Below are 17722 nucleotides of genomic sequence, written 5' to 3' on the forward strand. Positions count from 1 at the left end.
GCCGCGGAGTACGTTGAAGGTACCGGGAGCACCTCGTACACCCGCCGCCACGCGGACGTCGTTCCCGGCGATCACTAGTACTGCAACGGTCTTTGACCTGATGGTTGGGCAGTTTCTGGTGGTGTGTGGCCGCGTCGTTGGTAGTGGCTGAGACGAGCTTGGTATTGGCGTCGGCGTCGCCAGGTCGACCAGTGCAGGACATGGTCGACCGAGGCCGGCCGGCGGTGGGTGAGGTGGTGGATCAGCCGTCTGAGCTCGGGAAGGCTGAGGGGGACGAGGCCGGAGGATCCGTTTCTGCTTTGTCGGCGTCGAGTTCGCGGGCCCGCAGGGCGGTGAGGCAGGCGTGGGCGGCCATGGCCAGGGTGATGTGGCGGTGCCAGCCGGGGTAGCGGCGGACCTGGTAGTCGTCCAGGCCGCATTCCTGCTTCGCGCTCTGGAAGCACTCCTCGACCGCCCACCGGGCCCCGGCGACACAGATCAGCTGGTCAAGTGTGGTGTCGGCGGGGCAGTAGGCGATGTAGTAGGAGATCTCCTGGGGCCGGCTCACGCTGCGGCGGGCGATCACCCAGTGCCGCCGGTCCTCCCGGTGCCAGGGCCGGACCTCGACCCTGGCCCAGTCGAACACCCGCGGCCCGTGGGCCCCGTTCCCGCAGGATCGGCGCTTCCACTTCTGCCTCGGCAGCTCGTGGAACAGGTCGTGGACGGGATGATCGATGGCCCAGCGGGTCACGACGGTGTCGTGGCGGGTGGTGGCCATGACGTGGAAGACGTCCGCCCGTTCCAGCTCGGTCCGCCAGCTCTTGGAATAGCCATAGCCGGCGTCCGCGGTGACCCACCGGAACGGAATCTTTTCCTCGATCGCCCGGCGGACCATGGCCCGGGCGATGGCGACCTTGGTCTCGAAAACGACCGTGTCGCCGATGCCGGCCCGCCGGCAGCGTTCGCGGTCGTCGGTCCAGGACGCCGGCAGGTAGAGACGCCGGTCGATCAGGGTGCGGCCGCGGCCGGCGGCATAGGCGAGGAACACGCCGACCTGGCAGTTCTCCGTCCGGCCCGCGGTTCCGGAGTACTGGCGCTGGACCCCGGCCGACCGGATCCCCTTCTTCAGGAAGCCGGTGTCGTCCACGATCAGCACCGCCTGCGGGTTGCCGAGATGCTCGACGACGTACTCGCGGACATCGTCCAGGACCTCGTCCGCGTCCCAGTCGATCCGGTTCAGCAGCCGGTGGATCCGGTCCGGGCCCGCATGCCCGGCCTCCTCGGCAAGCGTCCAGCCGTTCTTCCGCTCGAGTGGAGCGACCAGGCCCCGCATATACGCCAGCGCCGACTCACGCGGCTCCGACCTGGCAAAACGGTGCACGAACCGCTCATGCAGAGCCCTCAGTTCACCCGCCCCCGACCGGGCATCAGCAAGTTCCCCACCCATGAACACACCAACGAATGACCTGGCCACCAGTCACGGCAAACACCGTTGCAGTACTAGAGATCGTCTTCAAAGGGGTCAGATCCAGAGCAGGATTGAGGCGATGGTGACGGCAGCCTGGTAGGACTCGCGGGTTTTGTCGTAGCGGGTGGCCAAGCCGCGCCATTGCTTCAACCGGTTGAAGCAGCGTTCGACTACGTTGCGGAGGCGGTAGATCCGCCGGTCGAAAGCGGGTGGCCGGCCGCCGTGCGAGCCCCGGTTGAGGCGCCCGAGGGCCTGGTCGACGCGTTCGGGGATCGTGTGGGTGATGCCGCGTCGTCGCAGGTAGCGGCGGATCTTCCGGGAGCTGTAGCCCTTGTCGGCGATGACGTGGTCGGGCCGGGTGCGCGGACGGCCCGGCCCGTTGCGGGGAACGCGGATCGACTCCAGGACGGCTTCGAACCGGGTGCAGTCGTTCGCGTTGCCGCCCGAGAGGACGAAGCCGAGCGGGCGCCCTCGCCCGTCGCAGGCCAGGTGGAGCTTGGTGCTCAGTCCGCCACGGGATCGGCCGAGGGCGTGATCACCCGCTTCGTCCCCGTCTCGTGCCCCCTTTTGCCGCCGGTGGCGTGCTGGTGGGCCCGCACGATCGTGGAGTCGACCGAGACCAGCCAGTCGAGGTCCCCGGCCGTGTCCTTCTCCGCCTGGACCTGCCGCAGTACCCGGGAGAACGTGCCGTCCAGGGCCCACCTGCGGAACCGGGTGTACAGGGTCTGCCAGGAGCCGTACCGCTCGGGCACGTCCCGCCAGGCCGAGCCGGTCCGTAGCTTCCACACGATCCCGTTCAGCACCAACCGGTCGTCCGTGCGGGGCCGGCCCGCGGTCCCCGAACTCGGCAGGAACCGTGACAGCACAGCCCACTCGGCATCCGAGAGCTCATGACGACGCACCATGGCCGACATGATCTCTCATCACTTGATCAGCTTTGAAGACACCCCCTAGCCCGTGGCCGCAGAACTCGGCTTCCAGAAGGACCACGTCCTGGCCGCGCTCGGCCGGCCGCAGCGCGGTCGACATCCCGTTGATGCCACCGCCGATGACGGCGACCTGGCAGTCGAGGTCATCGGCGAGGTCGGGCTCCAAGTCCGCGGGCGGGTCGCCCCAGCCGGTGAAGGTGGCTTACTCGACGTGGTCAGTGGCTGAGGGCATGGCTGGCCTCCCGGGTGCTGATGCGCTCGTTGTGCTCGTGCAGCGCGCGGTAGGCGAACAGGTAGGTGAACAGCTGCAGGCCCCACACCGTGAGGGCCATCGAGTAGAACAGCGGGCGATTCTCGAGCGGATCGACGGAGTTCGGGAACGGGAAGAAGTCGTACGAGAGAGCGATCCCGGTCGACGCCACGCTGACCAGCAGGGTGGCGACCGCGACCTTGGTCGCCCCGATGTCCCACAGCCGCTTGGTGACGTACACGAGGAAGACGAGAGTCAGCAGGTTCACGACGAGGTAGATCGTCGCCGGACCGGTGTAAAGGATGTGGTGGCCCGAGTCGTCCACGTGGTCCTGGAACTTCGGCTGCCCCAGGTAGAGACCTGCGCCGATGCCGAGGACGAAGATGGCGATGTCGACCGCCATGCTCGACTTGTGGCGGTGGGTCACGGCCAGGAACCCGACGACGAGCAGCAGGGTGACGCCGACCGAGCGCGAGAAGGCGTCGAGGAAGAAGGCGGCGGAGTACTGCAGGCTGGCCGCGCCGGCTTCCTTGTCCTCGGGGAAGCGGAGCGCCCAGACCAGGAAGTTCACGCCTGAGGTGGCAATGATGAACCACTCGATGCCGAGCAGGTAGTTGCGGTACCGCTTGATGAACTTCCAGCCGGCCCAGTAGCCGGCGACGATCATGATCACGTCGCCGACCAAGAACGCCAGTGAATAGATGTCGTCCCTCATGTCTCTCTTCTTTCCTTCAGGTGATCGGTGTTGTTCGGTCCGGCTCGTGCCGCTTCCGGCTACGACCCGATGGCGGCAGCACGCCGTCCCGACCGGGCACGGGAGACGAGCACGGTCACGACGACCAGGAGCGCGAGCACTCCGGAGATCCAGTAGCCGGTGCCGTAGAGGCCCTCGGCCGCAACCTCGAGGCTGGTTCCGGGCACCGGTACCAGGGACGCGCTCAGGTCGGCGCTGACCAGCGCCGTACCGAAGGCGAAGCCCACGGCCAGGAACGTGCCGGCAACCCCGGTCGCCATCCCCGCCTTCTCGGCCGGAACCGCCAGCTGCACCAGGGTGAAACCGGCCGCGAAGCCCATGCTGCAGCCGAGGCCGACGATGGCCGCGCCCACGAGGTAGTGCCACTGCTGGTCGTGGGCGAGGGCGAGCCAGGCAAGTCCGGCGGCGCTGATGATCGCTCCGATCACGAAGACCGGAACTGCTCGGCCGTTGTTGACGGGGCGGTCGACGATGGCTCCGCCGACGACGAACGTCACCGCGAAGGGCACCATCAGCCAACCAGTGTCCAGCGCGCTGAGGCCGAGGCCGTAAGCGTCCGCGGGACGCAGTGCGTCCGGGATGATCTGGGCGTAGGTGCTGACCAGGAGGAGGAAGGCCGAGTTCACCGTCGCGAACAAGGCGATGCAGATGCACGAGGCCGTGACGAGGGGCGCCTTCATCATCGCGACGTCGAAGACCGCCGTGGGCGACCTGCGCTCGACGCTCACCCAGGCGATCCCGCCGGCGACGCCGAGCGCCAACGGGACCAGCGCGGCGTTGCCCCACACGAGGCCCTGGGTCAGCGTCAAGAGGATCGCCGCGACCCAGGCGATCATCCACACCGTGCCGACGACGCCGATGCGGCCGGTCCGGACGACGGGCGGGGCGTGCGGGATCAACAGGTACGACGCGAGTGTGGTGGCAGCGCCGACCGCGGTGAGGATGACGAAGAAGCTCCGCAGGGACAGGCTCTGCACGATCAGGCCGCCGCCGATCATGCCGGCGACGATGCCGAGGCCGGTGCCGATGACCAGGACCGCGACCGCGACGGTGATGCCGCCGTCCCCCAGGCCACGTCTCAGGAATCCCAGGGGGAGCACCTGCGCCGCTCCGCCGAAGCCCATGAGGATGCAGCCGGCGAGAAGGGTCGGGTAGCTGTCCCCCAGGGCCGGCACGAGGGCGCCGACGGTCAGGAAGGTCGCCGCCGCGACGTTGGCGTTCCGGTCACCATGCAGGTCGGCCAGACGGGGCAGCAGGATGAAGCCCGCTCCGCCACCGAGGGTCAGTGCCGTGTAGAGCCACGTCGTCTCGGCGACGGTCGCGAGCCCGTACTGCGCCTGGATGACCGGCAGCAGCGGCGGGAGGATGAAGATCACCGCGTTGGTCAGTACGACCAGGAGCGACCCGATTCCGATCAGCGCTGCCCTGCTCGCGTTGGTCCCCGCTCCCGAGAGGGCGCCCCGGCTCCGCTCGTGCGTCTCTGTCATGAGGTTTCTCCGTTCCGGATCCGACGGGGATCCGTGTCCCGCAGATCGAGTCATGCGATCGGCTCATGACGGTACGCATTTCTTAATCATACGTTCAAGATGCGTGTTCAAAATGAATGACTAATTTCAAGAAGCGTCCACTACCGTCGACGCGGGGCGCGCAGCGAACCCTCCAGCCGGCGAGGCCGCCCTGCTACGCTCGTCTTGACTTAATCAAGCACCTAACTTCTGGGTGCTCCTCTGAACAGGAGTCGTCATGGCACGCATCTCCCTCGCCGACCGGCGGCGAGACCTCATCGCAGCAGCGATCGAGGTGATCGCGACCCATGGGATCGACGGTGCGACGACGCGGCGGATCACCGACCAGGCCAAGGCCAACGTCGCGATGGTGCACTACTGCTACGACTCCAAGGAGGCGCTCTTCTCCGACGTCTTCGCGCACGTCGCCACGACGTACGGCGACATCGTCAAGCAGAGCGATCCGCACTCCACGCTCGCGGAGTCCGCCCGTCAGATCCTTCGCGGCCTGATGACCCACTACCTCGACTCACCCAACTTCGCCGCCGCGACCTTCGAGCTGGTCATGTGGGCGCGACGCCAGCACGAGGACCGCGGCATTGCGGTCTTCGATGAGGCTGTGGCCTCGACCAGAACGGCGCTGCAGGAGGCGGCCGCCGAAGATCCCGTCGATCCGGACACGCTCGACGAGATGGTCTACGTCCTCGGCACCCTGGCCGACGGGTTCGCCGTCAACTGGCTGACCTACGGCGACAGGGCCAGGGCGGAGGCCCAGATCGAGCTGACGCTGTCGGTCTTCGACACGTGGCTCGCCGGGTGCCGCGTGCCCCAGCGCGCCGGCAGCTGACCCAGCCGCGATCCCTCCCGCCCACGTCGCCGGCGGCACGCAGGCGGGAGGGCTCCCGTGTCACAGCGGCAGGTCAGGCGAGTCGACACCCACCACCCGGTCGCCGCAGAAGACGCGCACGGCCTCGTCCGGACCGTGGCCGCCGAGGCCGGCCGGCCCCCAGAAGCTCTGCGCGGAGCCGGCGCCCAGGTCGGCCACCTTCGCGCCGTTGACACGCACCTCGCCCGCCGTGATGCGGGAGCCTATGTCGATCGCGCGGTCGGTGTCCCGGCCGAACACGTACGCGTCCAGGCCCGAGGGGGCGGCGTTCGCGATGCGGAGCGCCTCGTCGGTGGTGTCCGCGGCGTGCAGGGAGACCAGCGGGCCGAAGAGCTCGGCGGTGGCCTTGGCCGGGTCGGCACCGACCGCGACCGTCGGGGACATGAAGAAGCCGCCCAGCCCCGGCAGCTGCGCAGGCTGGTGAACGGTGGCTCCCAGCTCCCGCAGTCCGTCCACGCGGCTCCGCAGGGTGGCGAAGTGGGGAGCGTTGGAGATCGGCCCGACCTCGGTTCCCTCGTCGAGACTGTGACCGACGACCAACTTCGAGATCCGCTCGGTGAGGGCCTCGGCAAGGGGTTCCACGAGCGCGCGGGGTGCGAGGACCTTGCCCGGTCCCTCGCACCACTGGCCGTTGAGCTTCGTCATGCCCTCGAGGATGCCGTCGGCGGTGACGTCGAGATCGGCATCGTCGAGCACGATCACGGGGTTGTTGCCGCCGAGCTCGAGCTGGAGCACCTTGAAGTCCTCCGCTGCGGACCGCGCGATGGCACGCCCCGCCTCCGGTCCGCCCGTGAAGGAGACGACCTTGACACGTGGGTCCGAGGTCAGTCGCGCACCGACGTCGCCGGTCCCGTGCACGAGCTGCAGCGCACCGCGCGGCAGGCCCGCCTCGACGAAGCACTCGGCGACGATCTGGGCGCTGCCGGGCGCATGCTCGGACGGCTTGAGGATGACGGGGCAGCCGGCCGCCATTGCGCTCACGACCTTGGCTGCCGGGATGAAGCTCGGCCCGTTCCACGGCGTGAGGATCGCGGCCGGACCCCAGGGCACCTTGTGCAGGCGTACGTCGCGCGCGTCGGCCTCCAGGGCGGTGATGCGCGGGGTGCTGAGCAGGTCGGCTGCGGCAGCCCGGATGCGGAACGGCAGGAACGACGCCACCGTGCGCGTGGTGCTGATCGGCGTACCGCTCGTCATCGCGTCGGTGCGCGCGATCTCCTCGGTGCGGGTCTCGATGATCGCCGCGACACGCTCGAGGACCTCGGCCCGCTCGCGTCGCTCCTCTTCGCCCCAGGCCCGACCCTCGTACGCACGCTCGGCGTGCTGGAGAGCGCGTTCGAGGTCGTCGGGCGTCGTCGTGACGAGTCGGTGGAGCGGCTCGCGGGTGTTGGGGTCGACGTTCCACGCGTCGTCGACCGTCACGCAGTCGCTCCACGCGTCGGCGATGTAGTTCACCGGCTGGGGCATCGGGATGTCGTAGCTGGTCATCAGGCTCACCTCTGCGGTTGGTTGGTCAGGAGTCGAGGTCGACGACGATGCGGGTGACATCGCCCGCCTTCATCGCCTCGAAGCCTTCGTTGATCTCGGCGAATGGGATGACCCGGGTGACCATCTCGTCGAGCAGCAGGCGACCCTGCTGGTAGAGCCGGGCGAACTGGGTGATGTCCTCCCGTGCCTGCCCCGATCCCATGTACGAGCCGATGAGCCGCTTCTCCTGGAAGAAGAAGTCGAGGGCCGGGACGCTGATCTCGGTGCCCATGGGCGCGATGCCGACCAGGCACGCGGTGCCGGTCGGACGCACGAGCGCCAGGGCGGTCTGCGCGGTCCGTGCCGAACCGACCGCCTCGAAGGCGTAGTCGACGCCGTCACCCAGCAGCCGGTGGAGCTCCTCCACCGTGTCACCGTCACCGCCGTTGATCACGTGCGTGGCGCCGTACGTACGTGCCGCCTTCAGCCGCAGGTCGTCGAGGTCGATGGCCACGATGGCGGAGGCCCCGGCGAGCCGGGCGCCCTGGATGATCGCGGAGCCCACGCCCCCGCAGCCGACCACCGCCACGGTGCTGCCGGGGCGCACCTGCGCGCCGCGGAACACCGCGCCGACGCCGGTGACGATGCAGCACGACAGCAGGCACCCCACGTGCAGGGGTACGTCGTCGGGGAGCCTCACCAGCGCGTTTTCGCGCATGAGGACGTGCCGCGAGAAGGCGCCGATGGAGCCGAGGCGCTCGATCGCCTGACCATCCGTGGTCTGGAACGCCGGCCGCTGCCGACGGCGTACGTCGTCCAGCCGCAGGCACTGGGTCGCGTGGCCGGCCTCGCAGTTCCGGCAGCGGCCGCAGGAAGGGGTGAGGGCACCGGTGACGCGGTCGCCCGGCCGGAGCGAGGTCACGCCCGACCCGACCGACTCGACCACGCCGGCGACCTCGTGACCGAGGACGACCGGGAGGTCGATGGGCACGCTGCCCGTCATGTAGTGGAGGTCGCTGTGGCACAGGCCGACGTTCATGACCGAGACCCGGACTTCGTGCGGCTCCGGATCGTCGACCCGGATGGTGGCAAGCTCCAGGGGCTCGTTGACGGCGGTCAACACCGCTGCGGTGGTCTCGATCATGATGTCGTCTCCTTGGTCGTCCAGAAGCCAGCGACGCCGGCGGTGAGCAGGCCGCTCTTCCACGACTCCCACGCGGCCACGTCCTCACGGGCGAACGCGTCCTCGATCTCCTCGAGTCGGGGCCGCAGCAGCGCGAGGTGGACGGCCGTGGTGCCGCCCTCCGGCGTCCACGCGTGGACCGTCTCGATGGCCCGGTCGATCAGCTGGTCAGGTTCGACGAGCTCATCGAGGAGCCCGATTCGCAGCGCCTCGTCGGCACCGATGCGCGGGGACCCGAGGACCATGCGCATGGCGTGGTTACGGACGAGCCGGCCGATCAGCAGGCTGGAGGCGTTGGAGATCGTGATGCCGCGGGAGTTCTCGGGCTGGTAGTACTCCGTCGCAGGCGTGCCGATGCGGGCGTCACAGCACAGCGTGATCTCGGAGGCACCTCCGACGGCGAGGCCGTTCACGGCGGCGATCACCGGGACCCGCGTCTCCAGGATCGCCCGGGTGATGTCGTGGAAGCTCTCGAAGGCCTGCTTGAACTGCTCGTCGGTGGCGGGAACGGCGCTGAGGTCCTCACCCGCGGAGAACGCGCGTCCCTTGCCGGTCAGCACGATTCCGCGCACGGGCTCCCCGGTGCCGAGTTCGCGCACGAGCGCCGCCAGCCGGAGCCGAGTGGTCACGTCGAGGGCGTTGAGTTTCTCGGGACGGTCGAGGGTGAGCACGGCGACACCGCGCATGATGTCGACAGTGAGACGATCCGTGCCGCTGGTGGGGGATGACATGGTCTAGCTCCTTCGTCGACGGACGTCGTGGGTGATGCCGGGCGCGGCCGCGGCGCGCGCCTTGAGGGCGGGCTTCGAGACGCGCTCGGACGGGGTGCGGGGGAAGTCCGTGACGAACTCGACGTACCGGGGCACCTTGAAGCGGGCCAGCTCGGCGCCCGCCTTCCCGACGATGCTCTCGGCGGTCTCCCGGCCGGCCGGTACGCCGGGCGCGAGCTGGAGGAACGCCTTGACCTCCTCGCCGAGCGTCTCATCGGGCTCGGCCACGACGGCCGCACCGACCACGCGCTCGTCGCGCTCGAGTGCTGCCTCGACCTCGACGCATGCGACGTTCTCGCCGCCGCGGCGAACCATGTCCTTGATCCGCCCGACCAGCTGGATCCCGCCGTCGGTACGCCGGACCGCCAGGTCGCCCGTGTGCAGCCAGCCGTCGCGGAGCACGTCGGCCGTGGCATCGGGGCGGTTCCAGTAGCCGCGCATCAACGGGACGCCCTTCACGACGAGCTCGCCCGGCTCGCCGTCCGGTACGTCGGTGCCGTCGGGGGCCAGGACGCGGACCTGCTTGGTCGCCACCGGCCGGCCGAGGCTGCCGCTGCCCACGACCGTCGTGTCGTCGAACGGGGTGAAGAGGTCGATCCCGGTCTCGGTCATGCCGTAGACCTCGCGCCACGGCGCACCCCAGCGCTCCTCGAGCTCGGCGTGCAGGCCGACCGGGATGCCGGAGCAGAACACCATGCGAAGGTCGTTCTCCCGGTCCTCGGCAGCGGGCGGCTGCTTGAAGAGCAACGTCGGCATGGAGCCGAGGACGTAGAAGAAGGTCACGCCGTGGCGGCGCACGTCGGCCATGAAGGTCGACGCCGAGAAGCGTGGCAGGACCACGAGTGGCGCACCGGCAGTCAGAGCGAGGGCGACGTTCCACTGCGGGTCCATGTAGGAGAAGGGCTGCGAGGTGAGCAGCACATCCTCGTCTCCGACTCCAGTCGCCGCGGCGCAGAGCCGGCCGAGCCGGACCCAGTAGTCCTGCGTGAGCATGCAGGCCTTGGGGAAGCCGGTCGTTCCGGAGGTGTACTGGAGGTTGGCGAGGGACTCCCCCGTGACCGCCACGACCGGGGCGGTCACGGGGAAGGGCTCCGAGCCGTCGTCGGCGATGTCGATGACGCGAACGCCGGCCAGCTCGTCGCTGTCGGCCAGGACGTCCGCGACCAGGCCCGCTCGCTCGGCGTCGGTGACGACGAGGCGTGCCCCGGAGTCACGCAGGACGAACTCGAGATCGCCTCGCTGGTAGGACGAGTTCACCGGTACGACGACAGCGCCGGCCTTCAGCGCGGCCAGCCAGAAGACCGGCCACTGGACGACGTTCGGGAGCATGATCGCCACGCGGTCGCCGGCCTCGATGCCGTCGACGTCGATCAGACGACGCGCGAGCCGGGAGGTCCAGACGTCGATCTCGGCGAAGGTCCACGAGCGCTCGCCGAAGCGCAGGAACTCACGTTCAGCCGCATCCTCGGCGCGCTGCGCCAGCAGAGCTGTCAAGGTCGTGATCGACGGGGATTCGGCTGCCTGGTCAGGCTTCACTGCCGGGGTCACGGTGTGCACCTCTCGATCTCGATGTGGCTGCGCTCCGCCAGATGCGTCGAGGCGGCCTGCACGAGCCAGGTCAGCGCCGGATCGGCGCTGACCATCCACTCCGGGTGCCACTGGACGCCCAGCACGGGCGATCCGGGCAGCTCGACTGCCTCGACCACGCCGTCGCTCGTCCGTCCGGTGACGACCAGGCCCGAGCCACAGCGGTCGACGGCCTGGTGGTGCCAGGAGTTGGTCGTCATCTGCTCGCCGAACAGATCCCACGCGAGCGAGCCGTCGGCGAACGTCACCACGTGGTCGGTTGCGCCGTCACTGGGCGCCGTCTCGGCGGACAAGTGGCTCACCGTGCCGGCCGGGAGGTCGGGGATGAGCGTGCCGCCCAGTGCGACGTTGAGCACCTGCAGTCCTCGGCAGACGCCGAGCACGGGGATGCCGCGCTCGAGTGCGGCCCGGACCAACGCGATCTCGTACGCGTCCCGGTCGACGTCGTGCACCGACGGGTTCGCCCGGGGGTCGAGGTCGCCGACGACGGATGTGTCGCCACCCCAGCACGCCGGATGCACGTCCTGGCCGCCGCTGATCACGACACCGGAGAGCCAGTCGCAGGCCGCTTCGGCCTCGGCGTCGAACGAGAGCTGGACCGGCAGTCCGCCGACTGCGGCGATCCGGGTCGCGAAGTCTGCGAGGGCCGTGTCCACGCACCGGTCGCCGTACCGCGGGTCGGCGGCGTGGAGCAGGGACAACCGGAATCGCCGGCCGGTGACACCGATCAAGGGCTTCTTCACCACTGCCTCCTGACCCGAGCTCACGGGAGCTCGAAGTAGCGGGTGGACTCCCACTGGGAGAGCTCGGCAAAGGGGTCGCCGCCCTTGGTGTGGAACTCCATCCACTCCCAGCGCCGCGAGGCGACCCAGAAGTCGACGAACTCGTCGCCGAGGTACTCCCGCAGCAACGGGTCCGCGGCCAGGGCGGCGCCCGCCTTCGACATCGTGTCGGGAATCCGCTTCACGATGCCGTCGTCGGGCATGCACCAGGCCATGTCGGTGACCTGCGCCGGCGGCTCGATCTGCCGCTCGGTGCCGGCCAGCACACCGGCCAGCACCGCCGCGAGCGCGAAGTAGGGGTTCACGTCGGACCCGGGCAGCCGGTACTCGAGACGGGAGTACTTCGGGTGGCCGGTGATGGCGCGAACGGCGGCCGTCTTGTTGTTGACGCCCCAGCTCACGGTCGTCGGCGGGCCCGTGAGGTCCACCAGTCGGCGGTACGACGTGATCTGTGGCAGCACGATCGAGGTCGCGCCCTCCATCGTGGCGAGCAGGCCACCGACCGCGTGCTCCATGAGCTCCGAGGGACCGTCGTCGGCGAAGAACTGGTTCACCCCGTCGCGCTGCAGCGAGATGTTGATGTGGGCACCCTGGCCGAAACCGGCGGTCGGCTTGGCCATGAACGAGACGGTGTGGCCCTGCTGGAAGGCCACCTCCCGCATGACCTGGCGGGTCCGTGCCCAGCCGTCGCAGAGCGTCACGGGATCGGTGGGCGCAAGGTTCAGCTCGGTCTGGCCCGGGGCCGCCTCGTCCGTCCACGCCTCCCAGCTGATGCCCACGCTGTCGAGCCGGTCGACGACGGCTTCCATGTACTCGACCCAGTCGCTGGACCTCGCCACGTGGTACGTCGCGCCGGCGCTGCCGCCGAGTGGCGTCAGGTCGCGGTAACCGACCTTGCGTGCTTCCTGGACCGACTCCTCGAAGAGCGTCGCCTCGATCTCGACGGCGGCCGTCGCGGTGTAGCCGTGGTCCGCGAGTCGCGCGACGAGCCGGCGGACCAGGTTTCGCGGGCAGATCGGGACCGGTCTGCCGTCCTTGAGCCAGTAGTCGCCGATGACGGAGTCAAGGCCCGGCTTCCACTCCACCAGCGTCGCCATGTCCGGCACCATGTGGATGTCGTAGATGTTGCCGCGCCAGTCGGGGAAGGCGTCTCCGAGGACGATCTCGTTGCTGAGGTCGATCGCGAAGAGGATGTCGGCGAACGCGAAGCCGGACTCCTTGCCCGCGTCGAACTTCGCCAGGGTCACGTTCTTACCGAGAAGGCTGCCCTCGTGATTGGTCGCCTCGAGGCGGACCCGGCGGGCGGACTGCGGGTGGTCAGACATCGAAACGAACCTTCCAGGAAGCGGCCGTCATGACCGACAGCTGCGACAACGAGCCCTTGACCTGCACACCTGCGGCAAGGGAGGCGAGGAAGTCATCCGCACCGGAGAAAACACCGGCCAGGAGGTCAGCCGGTCCGACGATGAGGTACTCGCTCTCGCCGACACCGAAGCGAGCGCGCTCCGCGCCGTCGGGGCCATGCGCGTCGACAACCAGCACATCCGGGATGCCCCGGATCCCCCGGGCCACCTCCCAGAACCGCTGGCCCGCCGCTCGCCAGTGCGGCAGCGGCGGCGTCAGTGCCATCAGGGCGTTCGCGCCCAGCCCAGAGTCACCCTCAGGACCCTCCACCGCCGAGAAGCGGGCGTTCAGGTCGACGACGACGGTCGCATCGGGCTCGACGAGCACCCCGCTCTCCACCTCGATGGCACCTTCGCGGAAGGAGATGGTGGCGGCCTGGGGTGTGTCGTGGGAGCGGACGGCCACGACGCCGGTGGTGCGTGCCAGGACCTCCGGGACGTGGCCGCAGAGGGCCGCATCGCGCAGCGTGCGCCCGATGAGCCGGACCAGCGGGCTCGCGTCGTCCTCGACCACGACCCGTGTCTCGGACTGCCGCACACGCGGTGTGTCCATCGTTGTGCTGTCCGTCATTCCTTGACCCTCCGGCTCCAGCAAGCAACTTAATCATCTGCTTCAAATGGCTGATTAGGATAGTGAGGGCTCGGACGGGCGTCGTCAACCACTTGACGGCCAGACCCCGCCTGCAGATATTTAGTCATCCGACGTAAACAGATGCTTAACTTGTGGGGAGCCCGAGACATGGAGCACGACAAGCCGACCGAGGTCGCTGACATCGTCATCATCGGCGCCGGGCTCTCCGGCATCGGTGCCGCGAAGTACCTGACGGCCGACTTTCCCGACAAGCGGATCCTCCTGCTCGAGGGCCGCGACGCGGTCGGGGGCACCTGGGACCTGTTCAAGTACCCCGGCATCCGGTCCGACGACTCCGTGCACACCTACGGCTACGAGTTCAAGCCGTGGCTGCACAAGGAGGCGATTGCCGACGGCTCGTTGATCCGCGACTACATGGTCGAGACCGTCAAGGAGTTCGGACTCGACAAGATCCTGCGGCTGCGTCACCGGGTCACCGCCGCCGACTGGTCCAGCGAGACGGCGCAGTGGTCGCTGCAGGTCACCGTGACCGACGAGGCGGGCAACGAAGCGCGCAAGACCATTCGGACCGGATTCGTCTTCAGCAGCACCGGCTACTACCGCTACGACGAGGGCTACGAGCCCCACTTCAAGTGTCGCGACGACTTCCAGGGCGACATCCTCCACCCGCAGCACTGGCCCGAGGACTACGACTACAGCGGCAAGCGCGTGGTCATCGTCGGCAGCGGCGCGACCGCCGTGACGATGCTCCCCGCGATGCTGACGGGCGAGGGCGCGGCAGCCCACGTCACCATGCTCCAGCGCACCCCGAGCTACGTCGCGTCGATCCCCAGGGTGGACCAGCTCGCCCAGCGGCTCATGAAGCTCTTCGGCGTCAAGCGCGGGTACGCCGCCACGCGGTTCAAGAACATCTGGTCCGACCACCTCATCGTGACCGTGCTCTGCAGGTTCCCGAACTTCGGGCGCAACCTGCTGCGCAAGTGGACGGCCAAGCAGCTGCCGGCAGGGTTCGACGTGGACACCCACTTCGCGCCGCCCTACAGCCCCTGGGACCAGCGCCTGTGCGCCACCCCTGACGGCGAGTTCTTCACGGCGATCCGTGAGGGGAACGCCGACGTGGTGACCGACCGGATCGAGCGGTTCACCAGCGAGGGCATCCTGCTGACGTCAGGTCGGACGCTCGAGGCCGACGTCATCGTCACCGCGACCGGCCTCGTCATGCAGATGCTGGGCGGCATCCAGCCCACCGTCGACGGCGTCCCGGTCAAGATGTCAGATGCGGTGCTGTACCGCGGTGCCCTGATCTCCGGCGTGCCCAACTGGGCCATGATGCTCGGCTACACCAAGGCGACCTGGACCCTGCGAGTGAGCAACGTGAGCCGCCTCGCCGCGGCCGTGATCCGCGAGATGGACAGCAAGGGCTACGACACGGCCGTGCCCGTTCCGCCTGAAGGAATGCCCACGCAGGCGCTCTTCGATCTCTCGTCCGGCTACATGCAGCGCGCGAAGGACGAACTGCCGCACCAGGGCAGGGCGTTGCCGTGGCAGATGCACACGACCTTCGTGCGGGACAACCGACTCTTCAAGGGACGACTGATCCACGAGGACATCCGCTTCTCGACCCGGGCCGGCACCCCGGCGCGGGTCACGAGCGTGGAAGCAGCGTCATGAGCGCGGCGCGTTTCACCGTGGCGCAGCGGATGCAGCGGGCCTTCCTGATCGCCCTGAGCCGCCTGCCGGCGGGGGTCCAGCGGCTGCTTGCACGACCCCCGGTCAACAGCGCCGGCGAGAGCATGGCGCCGGACCTGGCCCTGCTGATGAAGCTCGTCGAGTCCGGTCCGGACTTCAGCGACATGTCGGCCGTGGAAGCCCGCGCGACGACCGAGCGCGATCTGGCGCTCTTCGCCGCACGGATCCAGCCCTGTGCCGTCGAGGAGGAGATCGAGATCGGAGACGGCCTGCCGGCCACGCGCTACAGCTCCGGCACACGCGCTCGCGGCGTCGTCCTCTTCTTCCACGGGGGTGGGTTCGTCATCGGCAGCCGGGCCAGCTACACCGCCCCGGCGCGGATGCTCGCGCACGGCACGGGCGCCGACGTCCTGTCGGTCGAGTACCGGCTCGCCCCCGAGCACCCCTTCCCAGCAGCGCACGACGACGCGCTCGCCGCTTGGCGGTACGTCGTCGACCACGCCGCAGACTGGGGCGTCGACCCGCAGCGCATCGTCGTCGCCGGCGAGAGCGCCGGTGGCAACATCACCGCGGTCCTGTGCCAGCAGCTGCGCGACGAGGCGGTGCAGCCGATGCTCCAGGTCCTCATCCAGCCCGTGACCGACCTCGTGGAGCACCGCCCCTCGCAGGACGAGTTCGCCGGATCGCCCGCGCTGTCGGCCAAGCAGATCGCCTGGTTCGTCGAGAACTACCTGCCGGCCGGCACCAACCCTGCGGATCCACGTGTCTCGCCCTTCAGGGCGACCTCGCTGGCCGGCTTGCCTCCCGCGATCGTCAACCTCGCCGGCTTCGACCCGCTCCACGACGACGGCCTCGCCTACGCGAACGCCCTCCTCCAGGCAGGGGTCCCCGCCGAGGTCACCCGCGAGGGAGGACAGGTCCACGGCTACCTCTCCTACACCGCGATCAGCCCGAGCTGTCGGCAGGCGACCGAGCGCCTCGTCGCCTCCGTCTCCACAGCACTCGACCGTACGACCCCCTCTGTCCCGAAGGCGAGCTGACAACCATGACCAGAGCAGAGAAAGTCCGCGAGGAGACCCACGAGGTCGTCGTCATCGGCGCCGGCATCGCGGGACTCATGGCCGCGACCACGCTCGCCGACCGCGACGTCGTCGTCCTCGAGGCGAGTGACCGCGCCGGCGGACGCGTCGACACCGTCCGCAAGGGCGACTACTGGATCAACGTCGGCACGCAGTTCACCGAGGGCACCGGCCCCCTGATCGACGCGCTCCACCGCCACCAGGTCCCGCTCGGGACGCTCGAGGGCAAGTCCGTCGCGCTGTCGCTCGACGGCAAGCAGGTCGACACCTCGAACCCGTTCAGTCTGATGTTCCGGTCGAAGATGACCTGGCGCGACCGCTTCGGCCTCGCGGCCGTCGGCACACGGATCCTCGCGAACGTGCCCTTCCTCGAGATGAACCCCGAAAACCGGTGGGCGAAGCGGGTCCGCGCGAAGCTCGACGACCGGCGAGCGGACTTCGTGCTGCGCGGCGTGAAGTCGGAGCTCGCACGCGAGATGGTCCGCTCCTGGTCGGGCCAGTGGATGGGCTGTGAGCCGGAGGAGACCGCCGCCACGCAGTTCGTGTTCTCGATGGGCATCCTGCTGACCGACCCCGAGAAGGTCCCCAACCTGACCCTGCCCCGGGGTGGCAACCAGACCCTCACGGACATCCTGGCCGAGGACCTCGGCGACCGGATCCGGCTCAGCTCCCCGGTCCGCACGGTCGAGTGGACCGCAGAGGGCGTCGTCGTGGACTTCGAAGATGCGAACGGACCGGCGCGGATCCGGGCCGGCCGCGCGATCGTCGCCGTGCCTGCGGACGTCGCGGTGAAGATCCTGCCGGACCTGCCCCCGGAGTACCGGAGCGCCTTCGAGGCCATCCGCTATGGGCGGTACGTCGTGGTGGGGTTCTTCACCCACGAGGAGGGGCCACAGCAGTGGGACGACTTCCTCGCCGTCTCCACGCCGGAGCTGTCGTTCCAGGCGGTCTTCAACCACGCCGCTGCCATGCGCCGTGACGGCGTGCGCGAGCCCGGCGGCGCACTCGCCTGCTTTGCGGGCGGCGCCGAGGCCGACAAGCTCTTCGAGCTCAGCGACGAGGAGATCGTCGCTCGGTTCACCGCCGACCTCCTCCAGCTCTATCCGGAGCTGCAGGGGAAGCTCGAGCCGGGCATCCTCCGCCGTCACCCGCGGGTGGTGCCGTTCTGGGCTCCCGGCGGCCGGGCCTCGCTGGCCACGCTCCGCGAGAACATCGGACCCGTCCACTTCGCCGGCGACTACCAGCTGGACGTCCCCTCACTCGCCGACGCCGCTGCATCTGGTGAGCGGGCCGCCCTCGAGGTGCTGTCGAGCCTGGCTGGCGCCAGTTCCTCCAACCAGCGCTGATCACATCCGTCACGCGGGGAGCCTGGGCCGGCTTCGACAGGTCCTGGTCTCGGTGC

17 protein-coding genes are annotated in these 17722 nt (G+C 69.2%); 5 read left to right on the forward strand and 12 right to left on the reverse strand.

Annotated elements, in window-relative coordinates; genetic code table 11:
• Window positions 1–241: 241 nt before the first annotated feature.
• From BLW86_RS03870 to BLW86_RS42890, 3 genes are all read right to left on the reverse strand, one after another.
• Window positions 242–1426: an IS701 family transposase gene (locus BLW86_RS03870; RefSeq protein WP_093878477.1), complete on the reverse strand. Its 1185-nt coding sequence runs from the start codon at window positions 1424–1426 to the stop codon at window positions 242–244.
• A 75-nt stretch (window positions 1427–1501) separates the two neighbouring features.
• A protein-coding gene (locus tag BLW86_RS03875) for an IS5 family transposase (protein WP_371129441.1) occupies window positions 1502–2352 on the reverse strand; the annotation gives its coding sequence in 2 pieces (ribosomal slippage) (window positions 1502–2001 and window positions 2001–2352; 852 coding nt in all).
• Window positions 2336–2464, reverse strand: coding sequence for a hypothetical protein (locus tag BLW86_RS42890; RefSeq protein WP_256341637.1), 129 nt, complete (start codon window positions 2462–2464; stop codon window positions 2336–2338). The genes BLW86_RS03875 and BLW86_RS42890 overlap by 17 nt, the downstream gene beginning before the upstream one ends.
• Here BLW86_RS42890 and BLW86_RS42895 point away from each other — a divergent pair.
• Window positions 2405–2602, forward strand: a complete 198-nt coding sequence (locus BLW86_RS42895; RefSeq protein ID WP_256341751.1) for a hypothetical protein — start codon at window positions 2405–2407, stop codon at window positions 2600–2602. The genes BLW86_RS42890 and BLW86_RS42895 overlap by 60 nt on opposite strands.
• Here the strand turns inward: BLW86_RS42895 and BLW86_RS03885 are convergent.
• Window positions 2592–3341 carry a hypothetical protein gene (locus BLW86_RS03885; RefSeq protein ID WP_093872699.1) on the reverse strand — a complete coding sequence of 250 codons (750 nt, stop codon included), beginning with the start codon at window positions 3339–3341 and terminating at the stop codon, window positions 2592–2594. The genes BLW86_RS42895 and BLW86_RS03885 overlap by 11 nt on opposite strands.
• 59 nt (window positions 3342–3400) lie before the next feature.
• Entirely contained in the window at window positions 3401–4867 is a 1467-nt protein-coding gene (locus BLW86_RS03890; RefSeq protein WP_093872700.1) for an MFS transporter, read from the reverse strand.
• A 256-nt stretch (window positions 4868–5123) separates the two neighbouring features.
• On the opposite strand from BLW86_RS03890, the gene BLW86_RS03895 reads away from it, so the two are divergent.
• Window positions 5124–5732 carry a TetR/AcrR family transcriptional regulator gene (locus BLW86_RS03895; protein WP_093872701.1) on the forward strand — a complete coding sequence of 203 codons (609 nt, stop codon included), beginning with the start codon at window positions 5124–5126 and terminating at the stop codon, window positions 5730–5732.
• Between the two features lie 60 nt (window positions 5733–5792).
• On the opposite strand, the gene BLW86_RS03900 is transcribed toward BLW86_RS03895, so the two are convergent.
• From BLW86_RS03900 to BLW86_RS03925, 7 genes are read right to left on the reverse strand one after another with little or no spacing between them, the layout of a single operon-like run.
• Entirely contained in the window at window positions 5793–7256 is a 1464-nt protein-coding gene (locus BLW86_RS03900) for an aldehyde dehydrogenase family protein (protein ID WP_093872702.1), read from the reverse strand.
• A 25-nt stretch (window positions 7257–7281) separates the two neighbouring features.
• Complete coding sequence (locus BLW86_RS03905) at window positions 7282–8379, reverse strand: Zn-dependent alcohol dehydrogenase (protein ID WP_093872703.1); 1098 nt, start codon at window positions 8377–8379, stop codon at window positions 7282–7284.
• Window positions 8376–9149 carry an enoyl-CoA hydratase/isomerase family protein gene (locus BLW86_RS42900; protein ID WP_256341194.1) on the reverse strand — a complete coding sequence of 258 codons (774 nt, stop codon included), beginning with the start codon at window positions 9147–9149 and terminating at the stop codon, window positions 8376–8378. Before BLW86_RS42900 ends, BLW86_RS03905 begins: the two co-directional genes overlap by 4 nt.
• Window positions 9150–9152: 3 nt before the next feature.
• Window positions 9153–10682, reverse strand: coding sequence for an AMP-binding protein (locus BLW86_RS42905; RefSeq protein WP_256341195.1), 1530 nt, complete (start codon window positions 10680–10682; stop codon window positions 9153–9155).
• A gap of 50 nt (window positions 10683–10732) precedes the next feature.
• Window positions 10733–11518 (reverse strand): gamma-glutamyl-gamma-aminobutyrate hydrolase family protein, encoded by a 786-nt coding sequence (locus tag BLW86_RS03915; protein ID WP_256341196.1) that lies wholly within the window; start codon window positions 11516–11518, stop codon window positions 10733–10735.
• A 20-nt stretch (window positions 11519–11538) separates the two neighbouring features.
• A complete protein-coding gene (locus BLW86_RS03920; protein ID WP_093872705.1) occupies window positions 11539–12882 on the reverse strand; it encodes a glutamine synthetase family protein in 1344 nt (447 codons plus the stop codon).
• Window positions 12875–13531: a hypothetical protein gene (locus tag BLW86_RS03925; RefSeq protein ID WP_093872706.1), complete on the reverse strand. Its 657-nt coding sequence runs from the start codon at window positions 13529–13531 to the stop codon at window positions 12875–12877. The genes BLW86_RS03920 and BLW86_RS03925 overlap by 8 nt, the downstream gene beginning before the upstream one ends.
• A gap of 168 nt (window positions 13532–13699) precedes the next feature.
• Here BLW86_RS03925 and BLW86_RS03930 point away from each other — a divergent pair, with 168 nt between their 5' ends.
• Genes BLW86_RS03930 through BLW86_RS03940 form a run of 3 tightly spaced genes read left to right on the forward strand, consistent with a single transcriptional unit; the run spans window position 13700 to window position 17666 of the window.
• On the forward strand, window positions 13700–15223 hold the full coding sequence (locus tag BLW86_RS03930; RefSeq protein WP_093872707.1) for a flavin-containing monooxygenase: 1524 nt from the start codon (window positions 13700–13702) through the stop codon (window positions 15221–15223).
• Window positions 15220–16281 (forward strand): alpha/beta hydrolase, encoded by a 1062-nt coding sequence (locus tag BLW86_RS03935; protein WP_093872708.1) that lies wholly within the window; start codon window positions 15220–15222, stop codon window positions 16279–16281. Before BLW86_RS03930 ends, BLW86_RS03935 begins: the two co-directional genes overlap by 4 nt.
• Before the next feature lie 5 nt (window positions 16282–16286).
• Window positions 16287–17666 carry a flavin monoamine oxidase family protein gene (locus tag BLW86_RS03940; protein WP_093872709.1) on the forward strand — a complete coding sequence of 460 codons (1380 nt, stop codon included), beginning with the start codon at window positions 16287–16289 and terminating at the stop codon, window positions 17664–17666.
• Window positions 17667–17722 lie beyond the last annotated feature (56 nt).

Origin of the sequence: Streptomyces sp. TLI_105 (assembly GCF_900105415.1) — a bacterium.
GTDB lineage: Bacteria > Actinomycetota > Actinomycetes > Streptomycetales > Streptomycetaceae > Streptomyces.